Raw genomic sequence first — 17,551 nt, forward strand, 5'->3', positions numbered from 1 at the left:
ATGTTTGATCTTTCCAGCACCGTCTCGAAGGTGGTCTTCAGCCTGACGCTCGCGCTGATCGGCCTGTTTCTGTTCTTTCCGCTCTATTGGCTAGTGATATCCTCTATGAAATCGAACGCTGAGCTTTACAGCGTCGTTCCGACTCCGTTTCCGACGACTCCGACTTTGACGCATTTCGTGACGGCGCTGACGACAGGCAAGCTGCCGATGTATTTGTTCAACAGCCTGATCGCCTCGGGATCGAGTGCGGCCCTCAACACGCTTCTGGCGCTTTACGCGGGCTACAGCGTTGCAAAGTATCGCTTTGCCGGGCGGCAGCCGGCAATGCTCTTCATGCTGTCCGCGCAGATGTTTCCGTTCGGCCTGCTTCTCATCAGCATCTATCCACTGATGAGCGAGGCTGGGCTCCTGGACACCCGTCCTGGTCTAATTCTGAGTTACATCGTTTTTGCCCTGCCCGTATCCACCTATATGCTCTATAGCTATTTCTCGCAGGTGCCCGACGAATTGATCGAAGCTGCGCGGGCGGACGGCGCCAGTGATCTGCGCATCCTCCACACAATCGTCGTCCCGATCTCGATCCCGCCCATCGTGACAGTCTTCCTCTACTCGTTCATGTGGTCATGGAACGATCTTCTCTATTCGATGACACTTATCGTCTCGGACGACAAGCGAACCATCGGGCCCGGCCTGCTGCTCACGTATCTGAACGAAGTCAATTCTGATTGGGGTGGCGCGATGGCAGCATCCTTACTGGCGTCGGCTCCCATCGTGGCGGCTTTCCTTTTCCTCCAGCGATACTTTATCCAGGGCGTTACGGCAGGAGCTGTCAAATGAAGACCCCGCTTTCAGGTGCTTTCCCCGTCCTTGCGACTCCCTTCCGTTCAAATGGCGCTATCGATGAAACGGACTTTCTGTCGATCATCCGCTTTGCACTTGAGAGCGCCGTCGATGGAGTCGTCTATCCGGGTGTGGCCAGCGAAGTGGAGACTCTGAGTGAGGAGGAGCGGCGTAATCAAGTCAATCTTCTCGCCAGAGAAATCAATGGGCGCGTTCCCATCATCATCGGCGGCAGTGATCCCGATCCCGCCGTGGCCGCCCGTCATGTGGCCCATGCGGCGGAGATCGGTGCTGCCGCCGTGATGGTGATGGCTCCGGGGCATCTCGGAAACTCAATCGAAGCCCAGACCGAGTATTTTCAGCAGGTAGCGGCGAATGCCACCGTCCCGCTTATGCTGCAAAACCAGCCCAAGCCAATCGGTGCCGGATTGACGCCAGAGGAAGTGGCGGCCGTAGCGTCTGCCGTCGACATGGTACGGTACATCAAGGAGGAAACGCCACCTTGCGGACAACACCTCACGCGGATTAAGAACGCAGTGGGCGGTTCAGTGGATGCAATATTCGGCGGGGCTGGCGGACGCTATGTCATGGACGAGATGGCCCGCGGCGCAGCCGGCACCATGCCCGCTTGTGAGTTCGCCGACATCCACGCCATGATGATCGGGTCATGGCACCAGGGCGATGTCGCAACCGCGCGGAGGCTGTACTCCGCCTCGCTACCTCTTCTCACTTTTCAGGCGATTTTCCGCATGCATATGACCAAGGAAGTTCTGCGTCGGCGTGGAGTCGTTCGCAACACCTTCGTCCGCGCCAAAGGGCCAAAACTCGACGATGGCGATCGAGCCGAGCTCACTCTCCTGCTTCAGGAAGCATCGCTTCCGTACAAGCATCATCGTCCGGTCTGACCAATCATGAACAAGTCAGTCGATGCCATTGTCCAGGTCGAGACCTACATCATATCGATTCCGCGCGAGGTTCCCTATCTCGGGCCGTTAAAGGATGGAGAGCGCGTCAACGAGCGTGGTTACCTAATCCGCAAAGGCAATCGTACGATCTATCCGTCGACGGATATGACCCTGCTCATCAAAGTAACCGGCGAAAGCGGACACGTGGGGTGGGGGGAATGCTATGGGATCGTAGCACCCGAGGCGACGAAGGCGATCATCGACGATATTCTTGGACCCGTCATCATTGGACGCGACCCGGGCGACGCTGTGGTGATCCACGAGGATCTTTACGACCTCATGCGGGTGAGGGGATTCTTCGGGGGCTACTATGTGGATGCCCTTGCCGGGGTCGATATTGCCCTTTGGGATCTCGCCGGAAAGAATCTGGGCGTTTCCATCTCTACTCTGCTCGGGGGGAGACGGCACTCCACCATCCCGGCCTATGTCTCAGGACTTCCGAGAGCGACCTTGCAGGAGCGCTGTGATCTCGCCGTGGAGTGGGTGGCCAAAGGCTATCGTGGCATCAAGTTTGCGGCGGTCGTGTCCGATGAGGGGATCGTTCAGGAGATGCTCGCATTACGCGAGGCTGTCGGACCCGACATTGACCTGATGGTCGACCTACACTGGAAGTTCGAGAGTTCGGAAGCCATACGCCTGATCCGGCGCCTTGAGGCTTCGAACCTCTACTTCGCCGAAGCCCCATGTCAACCAGAGGATCTCGAAGGGCAGACCAAGGTCGCGAGGAACATTGGCGTGCCCTTGGCTCTCGGAGAGGAATGGCGCACCGTCTATGAGTATCGACCGAGGCTTGAGGCTCGTTGCATGGGCGTCATCCAACCGGAGATTGGCCACACCGGCATCACTGAATTCATCCAGATCGGCCGGATGGCTCAGACCTTCCACATCAACACCATCCCGCATGCATCCATCAGCGTTGGCATCTTCATGGCGGCGAGCCTTGTCACGTCATCGGCTCTCCAGCGCGTTCCCTATCATGAGTACCAGCATTCCGTCTTCGACCGGAACCTCGCCTTTACGAAGGGCGGCATGGGCTGCGCGCGAGGACATTACACAGTGCCGACCGGGCTAGGCCTCGGCGTCGAGCCCGCAGACGCGTTGTTCGATTTCGTAGTTGCCGAGGGGCGCAGCTCTGCGCGCTGATGGAGTTTCCGGCGAAACTGGATCCTATCAGTCCAGGCTAACCTCGAAGCGGACTAAGTCCCTGTTCATGGTGGGGCGCTTCGACTGCCAATTGAAGCGGGTCATGTAGAGGTAGAACGTGCTCCCGACCGTCTGGAAAACCGGCGACGGGCTGTCGTGATCGATGATCGAGGGATAATCGTAATAGGCTTTCTTCTCCGAAGTACCCCATGGCGGCTCGAACGGGGCAAGCAGGAAGGCCGCCGACCAGTTCCGAAGGTCTGGCGAGGTTGCATAATAGATTCCCCCAATATCGTTCACCCGTGTGGACCACACGACCATCCAGAGTTTCCTGGATTCTAGTCGAATCAGGGACCGGATTTTGCCGGTGATGTCACCATTCCCGAGGCGGTCGCATGTGGCTTGAACGGGGTTCCGGCCGTCGGCCGGGTAAGGGTTCGGGGGAGGAACGAAGCGGCCTTCGCCCATCACTTGCCAAGCGGCCACGAGATTGGATCGCGGGGCGCGGAACAGGCAGTTCCCGCGTCCATCCGGCTTTGCGGCGTCTTCCGTCCAGGCGACGAAATAGGCGTGCTCTCCATCGAACACGGTATTTGAGAGCGTGAGGAATCCCGCCGCCTTGGTGCTGGTGTCAAAGCGCTTGTTCGATCCGGCGATAAGGCGCCGGTTGCGGGGCAGCAGCGTGAAGGAGAAGTCCCGCTCATTCGCCTCCAGGGCCACGAGCGAAAGGTACCAGCATTCCGGCCTGCCGGTCCCCTTTGCGCAAAGCCCGTCATGGCGCAGTCCAGAGAATTCCTGGCTCGCCAATCCGAGAACACGGCCACCATCGAGAGGAATGAGGCTTTGGATCCAGAAGCGATCATCGAAGACCGAGGGATCCGCCGATTCCTTACCCTGAGAGACGACGGAACAGCGGGGATGCAGATCGGCAAAACTTGAGCCCTCCAGAACCCTGTTCCGGAAGTGCGCTGCGATCAGGGCAACGGAACCGTCTTGTCGGCGGTAGGCCCTGGCGGGCGAATCTGGGATCATGCGCCAGTCGCAGCGCTGCCGCTCATAGCTATAGACCACCTCGGGCTCGGGAGAGATCCGGAAGCGAAGCGGTTCGCTGGCGATTTCGGCCCTGCTCATCATCAGTAGAAGAAGCACAGGCCACACGAGGGTGTTCCAAAGTCCCATCCTCATCATGAAGTCTTCATCTCAGGTAGCGGCTGCAATCCGTTGCAGGAAGGATGCCGGCTGGAGACTGTTTTCTGTGAGGAAGTCCAGGTACCGCGACGCTGCCTCACTCCGATGCCGGTCATAGGCATCCGGATCGAATCGAATCATCCTCTTCAGGCTGGAGCGGGTGAGCGGCGCAGTCAGGTCGGCTGCGGCGACATGCGGGACGCCCGTGTTCTCGCAGAGCTCCCGAGTTCGAGAATCGATCGTCACCGTCAAGCCCATTCGCTCCGCCTGAAGAGCCAGGGCGACACCATGATACCGGGACCCGACTGTGAGGTCATGCCGGCGCAACGTGTCCATCCAAGCCGGAATGTCATAGAAGGAGCGGACGTAGTTTCGGCACCAAGCTTTGAATTCGTCGAAGGAATAATGCGGAACGGTATGGTTGTGGATCTCCTTCAGCGCATGCGGATCGATCTCGTCGAAGATCTCCCGGGAGACCCGGATCATCTCTCCCATCGATTGAACCACATATTGGCCCGGGTACAGGGGATCCATCATGAGGCCGATCAGCTGATGCTCGATCTCACGTGTCTTCAGCCAAGCTTGATGCCCCGCAGCGATCGAGAGGGAGCGCGGCAGAGAGAGGTCTGACCACTGCTTGTGGATCTTCTGGCCGAGACCCGGATTTGGGTTCGTGAAATAGGAAGGGCAGCCGCCCGCAATCGAGCCACGGATGCCCAGCTTGTCGAGTTGCGACGTGGTGAACGCGCCGCGAGTATAGATGTTTGAGCCGGCCGAGGACGGATTGGAGCGCGCGATGACTTGGGCCCACCGACGGGTCCCATCAGTGAGCTGGATGTCCTGATCGTAGCTGTCAGCTTGAGCACCAAGCCCAATAGCGACAATCGGCAGGCCCGCTTTCTCCAGGTTGTCCGCCATGTTGCCATAATTTGTATGGCGCCCCAATTGATTGGCGCATGGAATGACGATGATGTCGGCATTCTCTTTCAGATTCTCGGCCGAAGCGCTCCAGCTGAAGAACTTGATCGGATTGGAAATGTGGCTGGCGATGGCATAGACGAAAGCCAGATTGCCGTTGTTATGACCAATCCCATTGTAGAGATCCTCGAACGCAGCGTTCGAGTAGAGTCCCAGGGACGGATACTTCCACAGGATCGCGACCCGTAGAGGTTTGGCAGGAGCCTTTGGCCTGGATGCAGGTTGATCAAGAGGCTTGTCTGCAGTCATCACGTCGAGCATATGGAATCCATCCTGGAATCGGGTGTTTGCCGGAGTAAGGCCGGTTAACCGCATATGTTGGGGCAGGTCCGAGCCGGAATTCGGAGGCGCATGGGCAGGGGGGACTCTGCTAAGCGGCTTCCGCTCTGCGCAGCTTCAGGCTGTTCTCCCACGCCAAGGCGTGGCGGATGATCGCCTCAAGATCGTTGAGCTTCGGAGACCAACCCAGGGTCTCGCGGATCCGCTCGGCGCTTGCGATCAGGGTGGCGGGATCGCCGGCGCGTCGCGAAGAAAGGTTCACCGGGAAATCGACGCCGGAGACCTGCTTCGCGGCCTCGACGACTTCGCGCACTGAGTATCCACGGCCGTAGCCGCAGTTGAACACGGTGCTATTGCCGCCTGCATCGAGATAATCGAGTGCGAGCATGTGAGCGTGGGCTAGGTCCGATACGTGAATGTAGTCACGTAGGCATGTGCCGTCAGGCGTGGGATAGTCGGTGCCGAAGATGTCGAGGTGGGATCTCTCGCCGAGAGCCGCTTGGGTCGCGACTTTGATGAGATGGGTTGCCTGGCGTGTGCTTTGCCCGCTGCGGCCCCGAGGATCGGCGCCCGCGACATTGAAATACCGGAGGGCCACGAAACGCATAGGATGTGCACGTGTCACGTCCCTCAGCATCATCTCGGTCATGAGCTTCGATGTGCCATAGGGCGAGACGGGGTTGAGCGGCGCACCCTCGGAAATTGAGCACTCCCTGGCATCGCCATAGACGGCGGCGGTCGAGGAGAAGAGGAACTGCTCGACCCCGCTCTGTACCGCCGCGCTGATGAGCGACCGCGACCTGACCGTGTTGTTCATGTAGTATTTCAGCGGGTCGGTGACGGATTCCGGAACGACGATCGAGCCCGCGAAATGAGCGATCACCTTGATGGAATGCTTGCGAATGATCTGCGAAACGAGAGTCTCGTCACCCACGTCGCCCTTGATGAAGATCGCGGCTGGGTGGACCATCCAGTCGAATCCGGTGCTGAGATCGTCCAGGACGACCACATCCCTTCCGGCATCGGCTAATGCCAGAACCATATGGCTTCCGATATAACCTGCGCCGCCCGTTACCAACACAGCCATGACTGCCCCTCGTTTCTTGCGTGACGTGGAGAGAAGTTGTAGGGATGCCAGAATACGACCGGTACCCCGATGGGACTATCAGGCAGCTTGCAGCTGCCTGAACTCACCCTGCCGCATCACAGGATGCATCTTCGTATCCGCGCCGTTCTCGACCAGGAACTGATGCATCTCGCGGTAAGTGTGATGATAGGCTCGGTTGAATCTGTCGAAGAGCGACTGATCCCAGTAATCCTCGAGCTTGAACTCCTTGCCCGAGAAGACGTCGAAGCTCGGGATCTGATAGGTCTCGGCGAATTCGACCGTACGGCTGTCATAGGTGAAGTAGATCGACGGCACGCCGTTCGCGAGCGCCATCAAGTTGCCATGGAGCCGGTATCCGAGGACTAGATCCTTCTGCTGGACGAGATTCTCATAATCCGCAACTACGTCGGAATAGAACAGCCTCTCCCTATGGAGCTTCTCCATAGTTTCGTCGAGATACCAGTCGTTGACCTGCTTGTCAGCCCGCAGAGCCTTGATCGCCTCTTCCCGCTGCTCCGCCGTGCCGAGAACGATCTTCTTCTCCTCGACTTCGCCCTGCGCCATCAACACCACATCGAATCGGTCCGCTAAGCTTTTCACGAGGTCGCGATGGAACGTCAGGTACTGCTGGATGTCGCGAGCATAGGTGGACGACACCTCGCGACGAACCGTGATGCCCGCCGTCCGGATTTTCTCTAGAGGCGGCAGCCGGATGTTCAAGTCGGGATTGTTCCGGCGGAATGCAGTTGGGCAGCCGACGATGCGGATGTTCTTGATCCCGAGATCCCAGAGGACCTGCGCCGAGTAGGCGCCGCGCACGCCGATGGAGGTGGTGGAATCGGCCATCACGCGAAGGACGGTCTTTGTTTCCTCCGACAACTCGATCTTACCCTTGACCGGCGCCTGGGCACCGATACCCCAGGCGATAACAGGTATTTTGAGTCTCTTGAGAACGTCGACCGCCTGGTCCCAGACCATGTCCTTGTGAACATAGTTCGAGCCTCGCAGGAACACATAATCGTACTCGGCATTGATCCGGTCGATCTGGGTCAGGTCCGGATTGGCAATCTCGAGGGCATCAAGCTTGTCGTAGTTCAGAAGCTTCAGCGAGGAGTCGAAGACGAAAGCGTCCCCGATGTTGTGATAATGATTGATGCTGCGCTGAATATCCTTGTGTCGGTACCAGCGGACATTGTCGTGGTTGTAGACTTCGCCCGAAGGACTGATGACGAGAATGCGCTTCATGATTGTGCCTCCAAATAGTTTCGCCAGTAAGAGACTAAGCCGTCAGCGCGACTGCTGACGAGCTTGTCGTCTTTTTCGCGGCAAGTTCCTGATAAAGATCGAGATGAATCCGGGCGCATTCTTCGTAGTTGATCGGCTGCCCGATGCCCGCGCGCAGGTCGTTCCAAAGCTTCGGGTTCGTCAGCGCCTCGGTCATTCGGTCGACGAGATCTTGTGATGAACCAACGCGAAAGTGCAGCCCATTAACGCCGTCGACGATCTTCTCGGCCATGCCGCCGATATTGCTGCAGATCATGGGGCGTCCGTGATGGAAGGATTCCTGGATCACGATGGGCGAGTTCTCCCACCAGATCGAGGGAATGATGGTCCAGTCGATCGAGCGCATAAGGCGCGGCATCTCGCTGTTCTGGTAGGCCCCGTAGAACCGGACCCGGGATCCGGCGCGCTCCACCAGCTTTCTGATCTTCTCCTGAAATGCTTCCGGCTGTCGCTCCAGGTTCCCACCGAAGATCATCAGCTGGGCATCGTCGCCCCAGACGGCGTCCGGAATGCACGTGACTGCGTCGAGCAGCACATCAACGCCCTTGAATTGTGTGATCTGGCCGAAATAGCCGAACCGGGAGCGCCGGCTTCCCAGTTGGGGCAGGCTTCGCGGCGGCGCGGTTTCGGCAATGTCCAGTCCGTTCTCGATGACGATGAAGCGCGAGCGATCAAGTCCCCAGTCCACATATCGGTCGACGAGAAATTGGCTGGGTGACACGAAGAAGTCGGCCACGTCGAGAAGCCCGCGGATGAAATGCTCGCGACGCAGGAACCGCGCCGGCGAAACTTCCGGAAAGCAGGCATTGCAATCGGACGGCGAGGCCCTGTGGCAGAGTTTCGTCCCTCCGGTCTTCACCATCTGCCCGTGATGGCTGCAGATCGACAGGAATTCATGGAATGTGATGACAATCACGCAATCCGGACGTGCCCGGCGAACGGCATAGATCATCTCGAGACCCAGGCCGATGAAGTGATGGAAGTGAACGACGTCCGGTTTCAAGTCCTTCAGGACACGGAGGAAGTCGCGCTCGATCTCCTCCGTATTCCGGTTTGAAATAAGAAAATGATCGTACTCGTCGGCGTGATAGAGAAACTCGCCTTCAGTCTGCCGGAGGCTCATCAGGGCCGTTCGGCTGTGACGCGCGACCGGGTGCCCGACGCGGGCGAGGAAACGGGATTCGACGTTGCCGATCCGGTTGAGGCCTTTGTGCAGATTGTACGCGGCAATCTCGGCGCCTCCGAGGGAGAAGCTCGGATGACCGTGCGAGACGATAAGTACGCGGGGAGAGGGATTGGACATGCTTTCACTACCTCATATTGTTGATGAGGAGCGACCATTTTCGGTCAAAGCTCCAGCGGTCGATTTTCTGAGCCAAGCGGTGCGCCGGAAAAGCCGAGGGGCCGACATCATTGTCAGCCGAAATCATCTCGACATCTGGGAGCCAGACTGCGGGCGTCCCGCCGAGCCTCATCTTGAGGCAGAGGTCGCGCCCCTTCTCACCGGAACTCAGATAGGAGCGCGTAAAGCCGCCGACTGACGCGATGGATTCGCGCGAGACGATGCAGCACGAGAGCGATCCGGCGATGACTTCCGTCGGTTGCGATCCGCGCACGACATCGCGCGGGTATCCGATATAGCGGTCGACGAGCTTCTGCTCCTCCTGGTCTAGCCAGGTTCCCGCGAAGCGGATGGAATTGTCTTCATAGAGGATCGTGGGGCTGATCAGCGCCTTGCCCCCGCGTTTGCGATAGGCCCGTTCCAGCGACGAGATCCATCCAGCTTGGCGCGGCAGGACGCCAGCGGCGAGGAAGATCAGCGTATCCGCCTTCGTTGCCTGAATAGCGGACTCGAACGCGTCGCAGGCATCCTGCACGCCCGTTGCGCCGATCACCCTGATCTTGATCCCATAGAAGCGCGAGAGCCGTTCCGCTTCCGGAGCTATGCTGTCGAAAGCTTCCAGGGGCGCGGCGACGATGATCGGCATTTCCTTCGTTTCCGCATCGAGCGCGAGCAGCGATAAGGTTACGGCCGCCTCCTCGACATCGATTCCGGCTCCGATCACCAGGGTCCGGCCGGTCTCTGAATCGTTGAAATCGAAGTCGCGAATTTCGATGACGGTCGGCGCGGGTGCGGCCATTGCCTGCATCATGGGGCCGATATGGCGCTCAATGGCGGCTCCGGCCGTTGCCGTCCTCGGGTCGAGGGGTGAGATGAGCCGTTCGAGGGATCGGCGGGACATGCCGCGAAGGGGCATGAGAGGATAGAACGCGACGGTGTCGCCGACGGCCATCTCGAAATAGGCCGGTCCATCGGTGGCTGAGGGAGGACCGGGGACGAAGGCCAAGAAGCCGTGATCGTTGCGGGCCGGGTCGAGACGTCCGGCGAAGAGGCCGTTGTGCTGGAACGCCGATGAGACATCGGAGCGAGGAAGGCGGGTCCAGGTCTCGTCGATCCGCTGCTGGATTGCGCCGGCTCGCAGGGTGAGGGAATCCACGTGGCCTTCCGGATCGAGCATCCAGCCGGCCACCAGCATCCCACCGCCTGGAATCTCGGCCGCCATGTCCATGCCGATGCGAACCGGCAGCTTGAGGTCCGACACGGTATCGCGCCCGTCGAAGCGTTCTCCGGCCCGCCGAAGGGTCAGCATAGTGTCCGGATTTGCATTCGCGTGGACCAGACCGTCCCGGATGTGAGCGGGCACATCCGTCGGGGAGAGGAGAACGCGCCGATCATAGATCTCGAGACTCCGCCACCCGTCACGCCCGCGAAAGAACAGCTTCTTGAGCTTGCCCGGGTCAATCGCGGATGCTCCCGTGTCGAGCAGGCCCACGAAGCCTTTGCCTTTCTCCCCCAGGTCGTTGCGGATGACGGATGCCGATTTGAAGTCGCCGGCCATCAGTCCCTCGTGGGCCGCAAGGACCCGCACCCTGTCGCAAGGCAGATCGGTGGCCCAACCCTGAAGGAAGATTTGGCCCGTATCAATCGAACCGATGACCTCGATCCATCCATCCGTCGCGCCCGCGGCGCCGAGGACCGATATGGCTGCCTCTAGCCGCTTCTGGCTGGATTTCCCGCCGATCAGCGCGTGAATAATGCGGTCGATGACGATCGACGACCGATCACCCGCGTCAGCGGCGATGATAGAGATCAGTGTGCCAAGTGGAACCGCCGGCTTGATCAGAGTGTAGCGGATTGGCGGTCCTCTGCGCCGCATCACCACCGAGCGCAGGCGAACCTTGGCAGCGAGGCGGATCGGCACAATTGAGACGAAACCAATCGCAGCATCCGCGGGCGCATCCCTGCGGTCCCAGCTGACGGTATCAGCCTTCATGGACATCGAAGGATCACCGTTGAGCAACGTTTCGACCTGATCGGTCATAGCGTCGGCCACGCCGGCAATCAGCGCAAGATCGTCGCCGATCGGGGTGACGAGTGCGCTCTCGCCGTCCAGAGGCAAGTCGCGCATATCTAGCGGTTGCGTATTGTAATGCATGGGAGACCTGAAATTCTGTTCGCTATGCGTTTTCGCTCGTGACTTGGGGGGCACTACCAAGGAGGATGACGCAGAAGGACGACAAGCGCCGCGATGGCACTTACGGCGGAAATTCCCCCGAACGCCATCAGGAGAGTGACGGCCCTCTTCATCGGGCGGTCGACGGACGATCCGAGGTCATCGATCTGCTTTCCGAAATCAGCCAGCACCCGGTCGAAGCGCATATGGAAGACTTCGATGTCTGATATCTTCTTGGCGAGGTCGGATTGATTGGCCCGGACAGCGTCGAGAGCGGCCGCGATGCCGTTCTCTTCGCCGACGATCTCGCTGATCTGAGCCGAAGTCCCCCGAAGACTCTCGACAGCCTCGCGCTGCAGAACCTGAGACCGCCTTTGCGCTTCAATCAGAAGGTCGAGGCGGTCGAACACGCGGCTCAGCGGCGCGTTGATCGCAGCCTCGGCAGCGCGCTCGTGCTGGCTCGGAGCCTGCAGGACGAGTTCCTCGCCGGTCGAGGGCGCGATCGCCACCACAGCGAGGCCGGCCGTGTCCTGACCGACGCTGTCTGGCAACTCGACTTCGAAGGCGTGTCCGCCGTCGCCGATCCCGTTGCGGCGCAGATCGACGCGGGGCATGTCGGCCGTGGCCGACGCGATACTCCCGCCATTCAGCGTGATCCGAATGAGGAGACGCTCCGTCGGGTGAGTGCGATTCCAGACCCACCCGTAGAGGCGCCGTCCTTCGATGGCATCGACGCGGCCCTGGAGCTGTGAAGCCACTGGAACGGCCACTGCGTCTCTTGACTGTGCTGTGCTCATGCGGCGTTCGCCTTCAGTTCGATGATATCGGCACCTTTGAGGAGGCTGCGATAGAGAGTGAGGTGGCGTTCCGCGACGACCGCCATGTCGGCCGGCTGGTTGATCCCCGCCACCAGTGTCTCCCAAAGACCTGGTGTCTCTATGGCCTGCTGCATGGTGCGCGCGAGCAGGGATGGGTCGTCGGGACGGACATGCAGACCGTCGATCCCATCTCTGACGGCTTCCGCCATTCCCCCAATGCTGCTCGTGATGACGGGGCGTCGATGGGCGAACGCCTCCTGGATCACCAGAGGAGCGTTCTCCCACCAGACCGACGGCACCACCACCCAGTCGACGGAAGCCATGAGGTCAGGAATGTCCTCACGTCCATAAGGCCCGAGCCTCAGAACCTGAGGCTCTGTCGCGTTAAGAAGGTTATCGACCGTCGTGACGAACTCTTTGGCCTGAAAAGGAGCGCCACCATGCAGGCGGAGCTCAAAATCGCCGACGCCATCCGCGATGAGACGCTGTGCCGCCTTGAGGAGGACGGAAATGCCCTTCCAGGGATTGAGGTTGCCGAAATACCCGAATACGGACCGCCTGCCCGAGGAAGCTGCCCGATGGGCGGAGGGAACGACGGCGGGCCGACCGTTCGGAATGACCTCGATCAAGCCGGACGGTAGTCCCCAACTCACAAAGCGCTCTTTGAGGAAGCGGCTGGGAGCAACGAACCTGTGAACCTGGTCGAGATGAGTCCGAATATACAGCTCGCGTAGAAGAAACCGATCCGCCGGGACATTCGGGAAACACCCGTTGCAGCGATTGGGCGTCGCATGGTCGCATCGTTCCTTCCCTGTGGTTCGCATCATCAGCCCGTCATGGGCGCAGATCGGATAGTAGTCGTGGAGCGTCATGACGATGCGAGCGTTTGGGAGAATTCGGCGCACCAGCGCGATGAACTCCACACCCATGAGCAGAACATGATGGATGTGAACGATGTCAGGACGGAAGTCCTCAAGCAGGCTGACGAGATGAGGCACGACGCCGTATGCATCGACCTGGCTTAAATTGAACTGGTCGAAATGCCCGCACCACATGACGACTTCGTCCGGAGCCCCTCCAGGCGACTGGAAGCTCGTTCCCGGCCTTTGGCCACGATGGAGATTGTTCGTGGCCGCCAGGAACAGCGCTTCGACGTCAGGAAGCGAGCGGTACTCACGGAAGAGATCATGAGCGAGGATTTCCGTCCCGCCGGGATGAAAATCCGGATGATTGTGGGCAACGACCAGAACGCGTGTTGTCACGTGATCTACTCCGGCTTCACGGCGATGATGACATCCTGATAGTGATCGCTCACCCTACCACGCCAATGGCCGAGGCTCAGGCGGCGGATCTGAAGGCCGGCCTTCGTGAGAATGTTCTCAATGATTCCCGCATCGAAGCCGATGGCCCCGAGTGGCGCCAAAGGATCGCCGTACCATGTGCCGGGTGTCTCCCCACGGGTGAATCGCGGACGGGCCGTCGGCCTGTCCGGGTCTCCTGCGGCGACCACGAAGGCGGTCAGGAACAGGCGTCCGCCGGGTCTCAGCAGGCGCATGACCTCACGCGCGTAAGCGGAAATCTCCTCTTCCGGGAGATGAGTTGCAACGGACACCATCGTGACGAAGTCGAACTTCGCTTCGGAGAACGGCAGGACGATCTCATGTCCAGCGATTGCCCCGCCTGGGTTGTATAATTCATGAGCGACATCCACGCGGCAGAATCGGAAGTGCGGGTAGGATGCCGTGATATTCTGCACGCACCACTCGATTCCCGCATTGACGGGATCGATGCCCTCATAGAGAGCTGTCTCGGGATCGAGGTATTGCGTCAGCGGAACGGCCATTCGCCCGATGCCGCATCCGATGTCAAGCACTGACTCGGACGGCTGAAGCTCGCCGATCCGAATGAAGTGGCCGAGATATTCGACGCCGATCGCACGGTAATCACCATCACCCACGAAGACGTTCTCAGGCGGCGGAGCCGGCAAAGAATCGTTGAGCGCAATTTCTTCCATCAAGCTCTTGATGCTCAAGTTCACATCGGGAATGAGCTTCGGTGCACGCGAGGTGTTCGTGAGATCGAACTGCGCATTCATATGGCGGCATTCCTTATTTTGCGGGGGCGTCCGGTCTGCATTGCGGCAATCATGACATCGCGCCAACGCTCGGTATGAAGAGCGCAATTGTACTGCCAGGCGATCCCGCGCATGTACTCGGAGTTAAGAGACATCGACTTCCGTTCGAGATGGTAAAGCTCGATGTCGGGGGCGTATGCGATCTTGCGCTCCGTCATGGTGATTTTGAGGCAGAGATCGCTGTCTTCGTAATCTCCGACCACATAATCCTCCGTGAAGCCCCCGACGGATTCAAACAATGCTCTCGTAGTGACGAGGCAGGCGCCGGTTACGGCGGGGACGACGCGCTCCTCGCAGGCTGGAGCATAGTCGCGCGGCATGCCCTTGTGAAAATGCTGGTTGAGCCAGTAACCACGATGATCCTGCGAGAAGTACATGCCGGCGTGCTGGATGGATCCGTCCTCGAACAAAAGCTTCGGTCCGACGGCGCCGATACGGCGGCGACCGTTCAGCCGCGACGCCATCGCTTCCAGCCATCCCGGAGAAACCGGGATGATGTCAGAGTTGACCAGCGCCAGAACGTCGCCTCGCGCAACAGACACGCCCACATTGTTGGCGCGGGCATATCCGCCGTTCCTCTCCATGACCACGAGAATAACGGGAAGGCCATAAATAAGATGGAGGCCGCCCAGGAGATGTTCGACCTCCTGAGCCTGTTCGGGAGAGTCGAGCACATATACCAGCTCCGCATTTGCGCGAATCCATGGGTCGGTTGCGAAGGCGGCAATCTGGAAGCGAAGAAACTCCAGATTCCGGTAAAGCGGAATGATCATCGACGCTTTCGGACATCGGTGAGAGAAGCCGATTCTTCGGATTGTGTGGCGCCCGATCTGGTTGCCGACCTGTGCGTGAAGATCGGCGATGGCCGGTCGGAGAACCTGCATGAGGATGGACTGATCGACGTGCTGCGCCGGAATGGCCCGCAAAGCCGTCGCGCGAGCCTGAGCGGGATCTGCAGGCTGAGGATGTGGAACGAGAGAATGACGGGCGCCCGATTTCAGGCGAAGATGAAAGCGTGGTTGCAGGTTCTGCTCCGCTCCCCTTCCGGTGGGCGCTAGAACAGCGAAGCCCGTAGCCGTAAGACGGGATCCTTTCGTCGGCCCTGCGACTTCCACGGGAAAGGTGAACAGGGCTTTCGTCAGATCTAGAGGTTCGATCTCAGGTCCGCTGGCTTCGATGCCTGCGAACAGGTTCACCGGATCACGGTACCAACCGGTCACCAGAGTGCCTGCGGATGTCGCCAGCGCGGAGACGATCTCGGCCGATGGGGCAGTGAGGTTGCCCGAAAGTCGGCGAGGGCGCAAAGGAAACCGCAACTGCAGCTCGAGCGCATAAGCGGACCCCGCCGCCGAGCGTTTGGCAATTTCCCTCAGCACGTGCTCACGCAGGCCGGGCGCTGCATGCGCCCGCTCGTGGAACCAGCGTTCGATGGAGGGAAGGCGGGCCTCCGGCCTGAGCAGGCGGCGGATGGATAGGCCTCCAGGGCCGAGCAGAACCAGGAGAGTATCCTCGGCAGGAATGCGCGCGCGATCAATCAGGAGATGGATGACATCCCGCCCAGCCTTCCCATCTGGGATCCTGTGAGGACTGGCAAGGATACGCGTCGGTCCGTTCCTGCCGAACGTATAGATCGCGTCGATCTTGCCGAAGCCCGCAACGACCGATGTCCGCGTCAGGACAAAATCATCGGCAACCTGCGCAATGGCGACAGCCGGTCCGGGTGTCGGAGCCATCTGGGAGACAAGGTCGCCGAGAAGATCGATGAAGGCCTTCTCCCGGCGGAGGTGAAACATCGCACCCCACACGTTGAACAGCGCGGATGCGAGGGCTACTCGACCATGGCTGTCAAGTCCGCCGATCATGCTGTCGGCGTCGGCAGAGGAAAACACGGCATCGTCACCGATGGAGACAATCGTTCCAAGCCTAGGCGTTTCGAGGCGCAGATCCTTATTTGCCGCTTCGCCGACCGGGCGCCGGAACACCAAGAAGAGGCGTTCTCCGCCGCCGGACAAGGAGAGACGAAGCGATGCGGAAGGCCAAATGTCTTGGCCGTCGCATCTAGGGTTCGAAGGTGAACACTGATCGATGTGCGGCATGTCCCAGGTGAGCAGAACAACGTCTCGCCCGAGAGATGCCACCTTCAGGGAGGCAAAGTCATCGGCCGGTGATGTGAGCATGGCAAGATTCGCCATCGCGTCCTGTCTCCATTTGGTTTGATGGGATGCCGCAGAAGACTCCGCGACATCCGCTCTTCAGGAGAGAAGCGGATTAGTGAACCGAGAAATAATCGCTCGGGTTGCTGTTGATGTCGTCGGCATTCACGTTCACGAGAGTGATCGTATCGCCATTTCCGAGATCGACAATCGTATTGCTGCCGACCTGGTGAACACGGCTGGCAAGATCGTCTGCCGATGCAATGTCTGTTCCGTTGATCCCTTTGGAGATCTGCAGGATGTCCTGACCGGCTTTGAAGTCGAGAACGACATCATTGCCGCCGCCGCCACTGAAGACGAATGTATCGCCGCCAGCGCCACCGTGGAGAATGTCGTCGCCAGCGCCGCCATCCAAGATCTCATTCCCGGATCCGCCGCGCAGAATGTCGTCACCAGCGCCGCCCTGGAGGATGTCGTCGCCTGAGCCGCCTTCGAGAACATCGCTCCCGTCGCCGCCACGCAGGATATCGTTGCCGTTGCCGCCCCGAAGATAATCGTCTCCGGCGCCGCCGAGCAGAATATCGTCGCTGTTGCCGCCTAACAGGATGTCGCTTCCGGCATCGCCTTGAAGCACATCAGCCCCAACGCCGCCAAACAGAACGTCATCATCGGTGCCACCAGAGATCCAATCGTCTCCAGATCCGCCGAAGAGAACATCGGCTCCGTCGCCGCCGGAGATGGCGTCACTGTCGCCACCGCCGAGGATCAAGTCATCGCCGCCATGTCCGAAGATCACGTCTGCACCGGAGGTGCCATGCAAGGAATCGCTTGAGGCTCCACCACCAATAGTCGCCATGTCTCTCATCCTTATTGTCAGCACCGGGCAAGCTGCGATTCGCCCGGTCGCGTGTTCGAGCCAAAATGAAGCGCTTTGTGCGCGAGGAGATTTCCGGGAAGTGCTTGTGTCGAGAGTGTCCCGGCAGGCATTAAGTAAGACAATAAGTAGTTGTTGTAAATGCCAAAGTATAAGTTTGGAGTTACGGGAAATTATAGTTAGACATGGTTCAATTTTGTTTGTGTGTTATTTGATTATATATATTGATATGTTGTATTTTAATTCGAAATTCGAACTATCGTTCGGGTGGG

At 59.5% G+C, this 17,551-nt stretch carries 15 protein-coding genes; 4 read left to right on the forward strand and 11 right to left on the reverse strand.

All coding sequences use genetic code 11. The annotated features are described in order from the left end of the window. The 3 genes from HPT29_RS04400 to HPT29_RS04410 are packed head-to-tail and all read left to right on the forward strand — an operon-like array spanning position 1 to position 2,948. The gene (locus tag HPT29_RS04400; RefSeq protein ID WP_173950176.1) at positions 1 to 837 is read left to right on the forward strand and encodes a carbohydrate ABC transporter permease; all 837 of its coding nucleotides are present in this window, start codon (positions 1 to 3) and stop codon (positions 835 to 837) included. Next, entirely contained in the window at positions 834 to 1,745 is a 912-nt protein-coding gene (locus tag HPT29_RS04405) for a dihydrodipicolinate synthase family protein (protein WP_173950177.1), read from the forward strand. The genes HPT29_RS04400 and HPT29_RS04405 overlap by 4 nt, the downstream gene beginning before the upstream one ends. 6 nt (positions 1,746 to 1,751) lie before the next feature. Then, positions 1,752 to 2,948, forward strand: coding sequence for a mandelate racemase/muconate lactonizing enzyme family protein (locus HPT29_RS04410; protein WP_173950178.1), 1,197 nt, complete (start codon positions 1,752 to 1,754; stop codon positions 2,946 to 2,948). A 27-nt stretch (positions 2,949 to 2,975) separates the two neighbouring features. On the opposite strand, the gene HPT29_RS04415 is transcribed toward HPT29_RS04410, so the two are convergent. From HPT29_RS04415 to HPT29_RS04460, 10 genes are all read right to left on the reverse strand, one after another. Further along, entirely contained in the window at positions 2,976 to 4,133 is a 1,158-nt protein-coding gene (locus tag HPT29_RS04415; protein WP_173950179.1) for a glycoside hydrolase family protein, read from the reverse strand. 15 nt (positions 4,134 to 4,148) lie between these two features. Beyond that, a complete protein-coding gene (locus HPT29_RS04420; RefSeq protein WP_173950180.1) occupies positions 4,149 to 5,375 on the reverse strand; it encodes a polysaccharide pyruvyl transferase family protein in 1,227 nt (408 codons plus the stop codon). A gap of 109 nt (positions 5,376 to 5,484) precedes the next feature. Then, positions 5,485 to 6,480, reverse strand: coding sequence for a UDP-glucose 4-epimerase GalE (gene galE / locus HPT29_RS04425; RefSeq protein ID WP_173950181.1), 996 nt, complete (start codon positions 6,478 to 6,480; stop codon positions 5,485 to 5,487). A 78-nt stretch (positions 6,481 to 6,558) separates the two neighbouring features. After that, positions 6,559 to 7,746 carry a polysaccharide pyruvyl transferase family protein gene (locus HPT29_RS04430; RefSeq protein WP_173950183.1) on the reverse strand — a complete coding sequence of 396 codons (1,188 nt, stop codon included), beginning with the start codon at positions 7,744 to 7,746 and terminating at the stop codon, positions 6,559 to 6,561. A 34-nt stretch (positions 7,747 to 7,780) separates the two neighbouring features. Then, positions 7,781 to 9,088, reverse strand: a complete 1,308-nt coding sequence (locus tag HPT29_RS04435; protein ID WP_173950184.1) for a glycosyltransferase family 4 protein — start codon at positions 9,086 to 9,088, stop codon at positions 7,781 to 7,783. A gap of 7 nt (positions 9,089 to 9,095) precedes the next feature. After that, complete coding sequence (locus tag HPT29_RS04440) at positions 9,096 to 11,255, reverse strand: hypothetical protein (protein WP_259060472.1); 2,160 nt, start codon at positions 11,253 to 11,255, stop codon at positions 9,096 to 9,098. An 80-nt stretch (positions 11,256 to 11,335) separates the two neighbouring features. Next, positions 11,336 to 12,070 (reverse strand): hypothetical protein, encoded by a 735-nt coding sequence (locus tag HPT29_RS04445; RefSeq protein ID WP_259060473.1) that lies wholly within the window; start codon positions 12,068 to 12,070, stop codon positions 11,336 to 11,338. A gap of 23 nt (positions 12,071 to 12,093) precedes the next feature. Beyond that, a complete protein-coding gene (locus tag HPT29_RS04450) occupies positions 12,094 to 13,380 on the reverse strand; it encodes a glycosyltransferase family 4 protein (protein ID WP_173950188.1) in 1,287 nt (428 codons plus the stop codon). A 5-nt stretch (positions 13,381 to 13,385) separates the two neighbouring features. After that, the gene (locus tag HPT29_RS04455; protein WP_173950190.1) at positions 13,386 to 14,213 is read right to left on the reverse strand and encodes a class I SAM-dependent methyltransferase; all 828 of its coding nucleotides are present in this window, start codon (positions 14,211 to 14,213) and stop codon (positions 13,386 to 13,388) included. After that, positions 14,210 to 15,628, reverse strand: a complete 1,419-nt coding sequence (locus HPT29_RS04460; protein WP_259060474.1) for a glycosyltransferase — start codon at positions 15,626 to 15,628, stop codon at positions 14,210 to 14,212. The genes HPT29_RS04455 and HPT29_RS04460 overlap by 4 nt, the downstream gene beginning before the upstream one ends. 165 nt (positions 15,629 to 15,793) lie before the next feature. On the opposite strand from HPT29_RS04460, the gene HPT29_RS04465 reads away from it, so the two are divergent. Continuing rightward, entirely contained in the window at positions 15,794 to 16,327 is a 534-nt protein-coding gene (locus HPT29_RS04465) for a hypothetical protein (RefSeq protein ID WP_259060475.1), read from the forward strand. 193 nt (positions 16,328 to 16,520) lie between these two features. Here HPT29_RS04465 and HPT29_RS04470 read toward each other — a convergent pair whose 3' ends face one another. Continuing rightward, complete coding sequence (locus HPT29_RS04470; protein ID WP_173950192.1) at positions 16,521 to 17,261, reverse strand: calcium-binding protein; 741 nt, start codon at positions 17,259 to 17,261, stop codon at positions 16,521 to 16,523. Between the last annotated feature and the right edge of the window lie 290 nt (positions 17,262 to 17,551).

It is taken from the genome of Microvirga terrae, from assembly GCF_013307435.2.
Lineage (GTDB): Bacteria > Pseudomonadota > Alphaproteobacteria > Rhizobiales > Beijerinckiaceae > Microvirga > Microvirga terrae.

What these genes read in the sequence shown, in the direction of transcription:
- HPT29_RS04400 (WP_173950176.1), top strand. Translation starts at nt 1, where the DNA reads ATGTTTGATCTTTCCAGCACCGTCTCGAAGGTGGTCTTCAGCCTGACG.
- HPT29_RS04405 (WP_173950177.1), top strand. Translation starts at nt 834, where the DNA reads ATGAAGACCCCGCTTTCAGGTGCTTTCCCCGTCCTTGCGACTCCCTTC.
- HPT29_RS04410 (WP_173950178.1), top strand. Translation starts at nt 1,752, where the DNA reads ATGAACAAGTCAGTCGATGCCATTGTCCAGGTCGAGACCTACATCATA.
- HPT29_RS04415 (WP_173950179.1), bottom strand. Translation starts at nt 4,133, where the DNA reads ATGAGGATGGGACTTTGGAACACCCTCGTGTGGCCTGTGCTTCTTCTA.
- HPT29_RS04420 (WP_173950180.1), bottom strand. Translation starts at nt 5,375, where the DNA reads ATGCTCGACGTGATGACTGCAGACAAGCCTCTTGATCAACCTGCATCC.
- galE (WP_173950181.1), bottom strand. Translation starts at nt 6,480, where the DNA reads ATGGCTGTGTTGGTAACGGGCGGCGCAGGTTATATCGGAAGCCATATG.
- HPT29_RS04430 (WP_173950183.1), bottom strand. Translation starts at nt 7,746, where the DNA reads ATGAAGCGCATTCTCGTCATCAGTCCTTCGGGCGAAGTCTACAACCAC.
- HPT29_RS04435 (WP_173950184.1), bottom strand. Translation starts at nt 9,088, where the DNA reads ATGTCCAATCCCTCTCCCCGCGTACTTATCGTCTCGCACGGTCATCCG.
- HPT29_RS04440 (WP_259060472.1), bottom strand. Translation starts at nt 11,255, where the DNA reads ATGCGCGACTTGCCTCTGGACGGCGAGAGCGCACTCGTCACCCCGATC.
- HPT29_RS04455 (WP_173950190.1), bottom strand. Translation starts at nt 14,213, where the DNA reads ATGAATGCGCAGTTCGATCTCACGAACACCTCGCGTGCACCGAAGCTC.
- HPT29_RS04465 (WP_259060475.1), top strand. Translation starts at nt 15,794, where the DNA reads ATGGATGACATCCCGCCCAGCCTTCCCATCTGGGATCCTGTGAGGACT.
- HPT29_RS04470 (WP_173950192.1), bottom strand. Translation starts at nt 17,261, where the DNA reads ATGGCGACTATTGGTGGTGGAGCCTCAAGCGATTCCTTGCATGGCACC.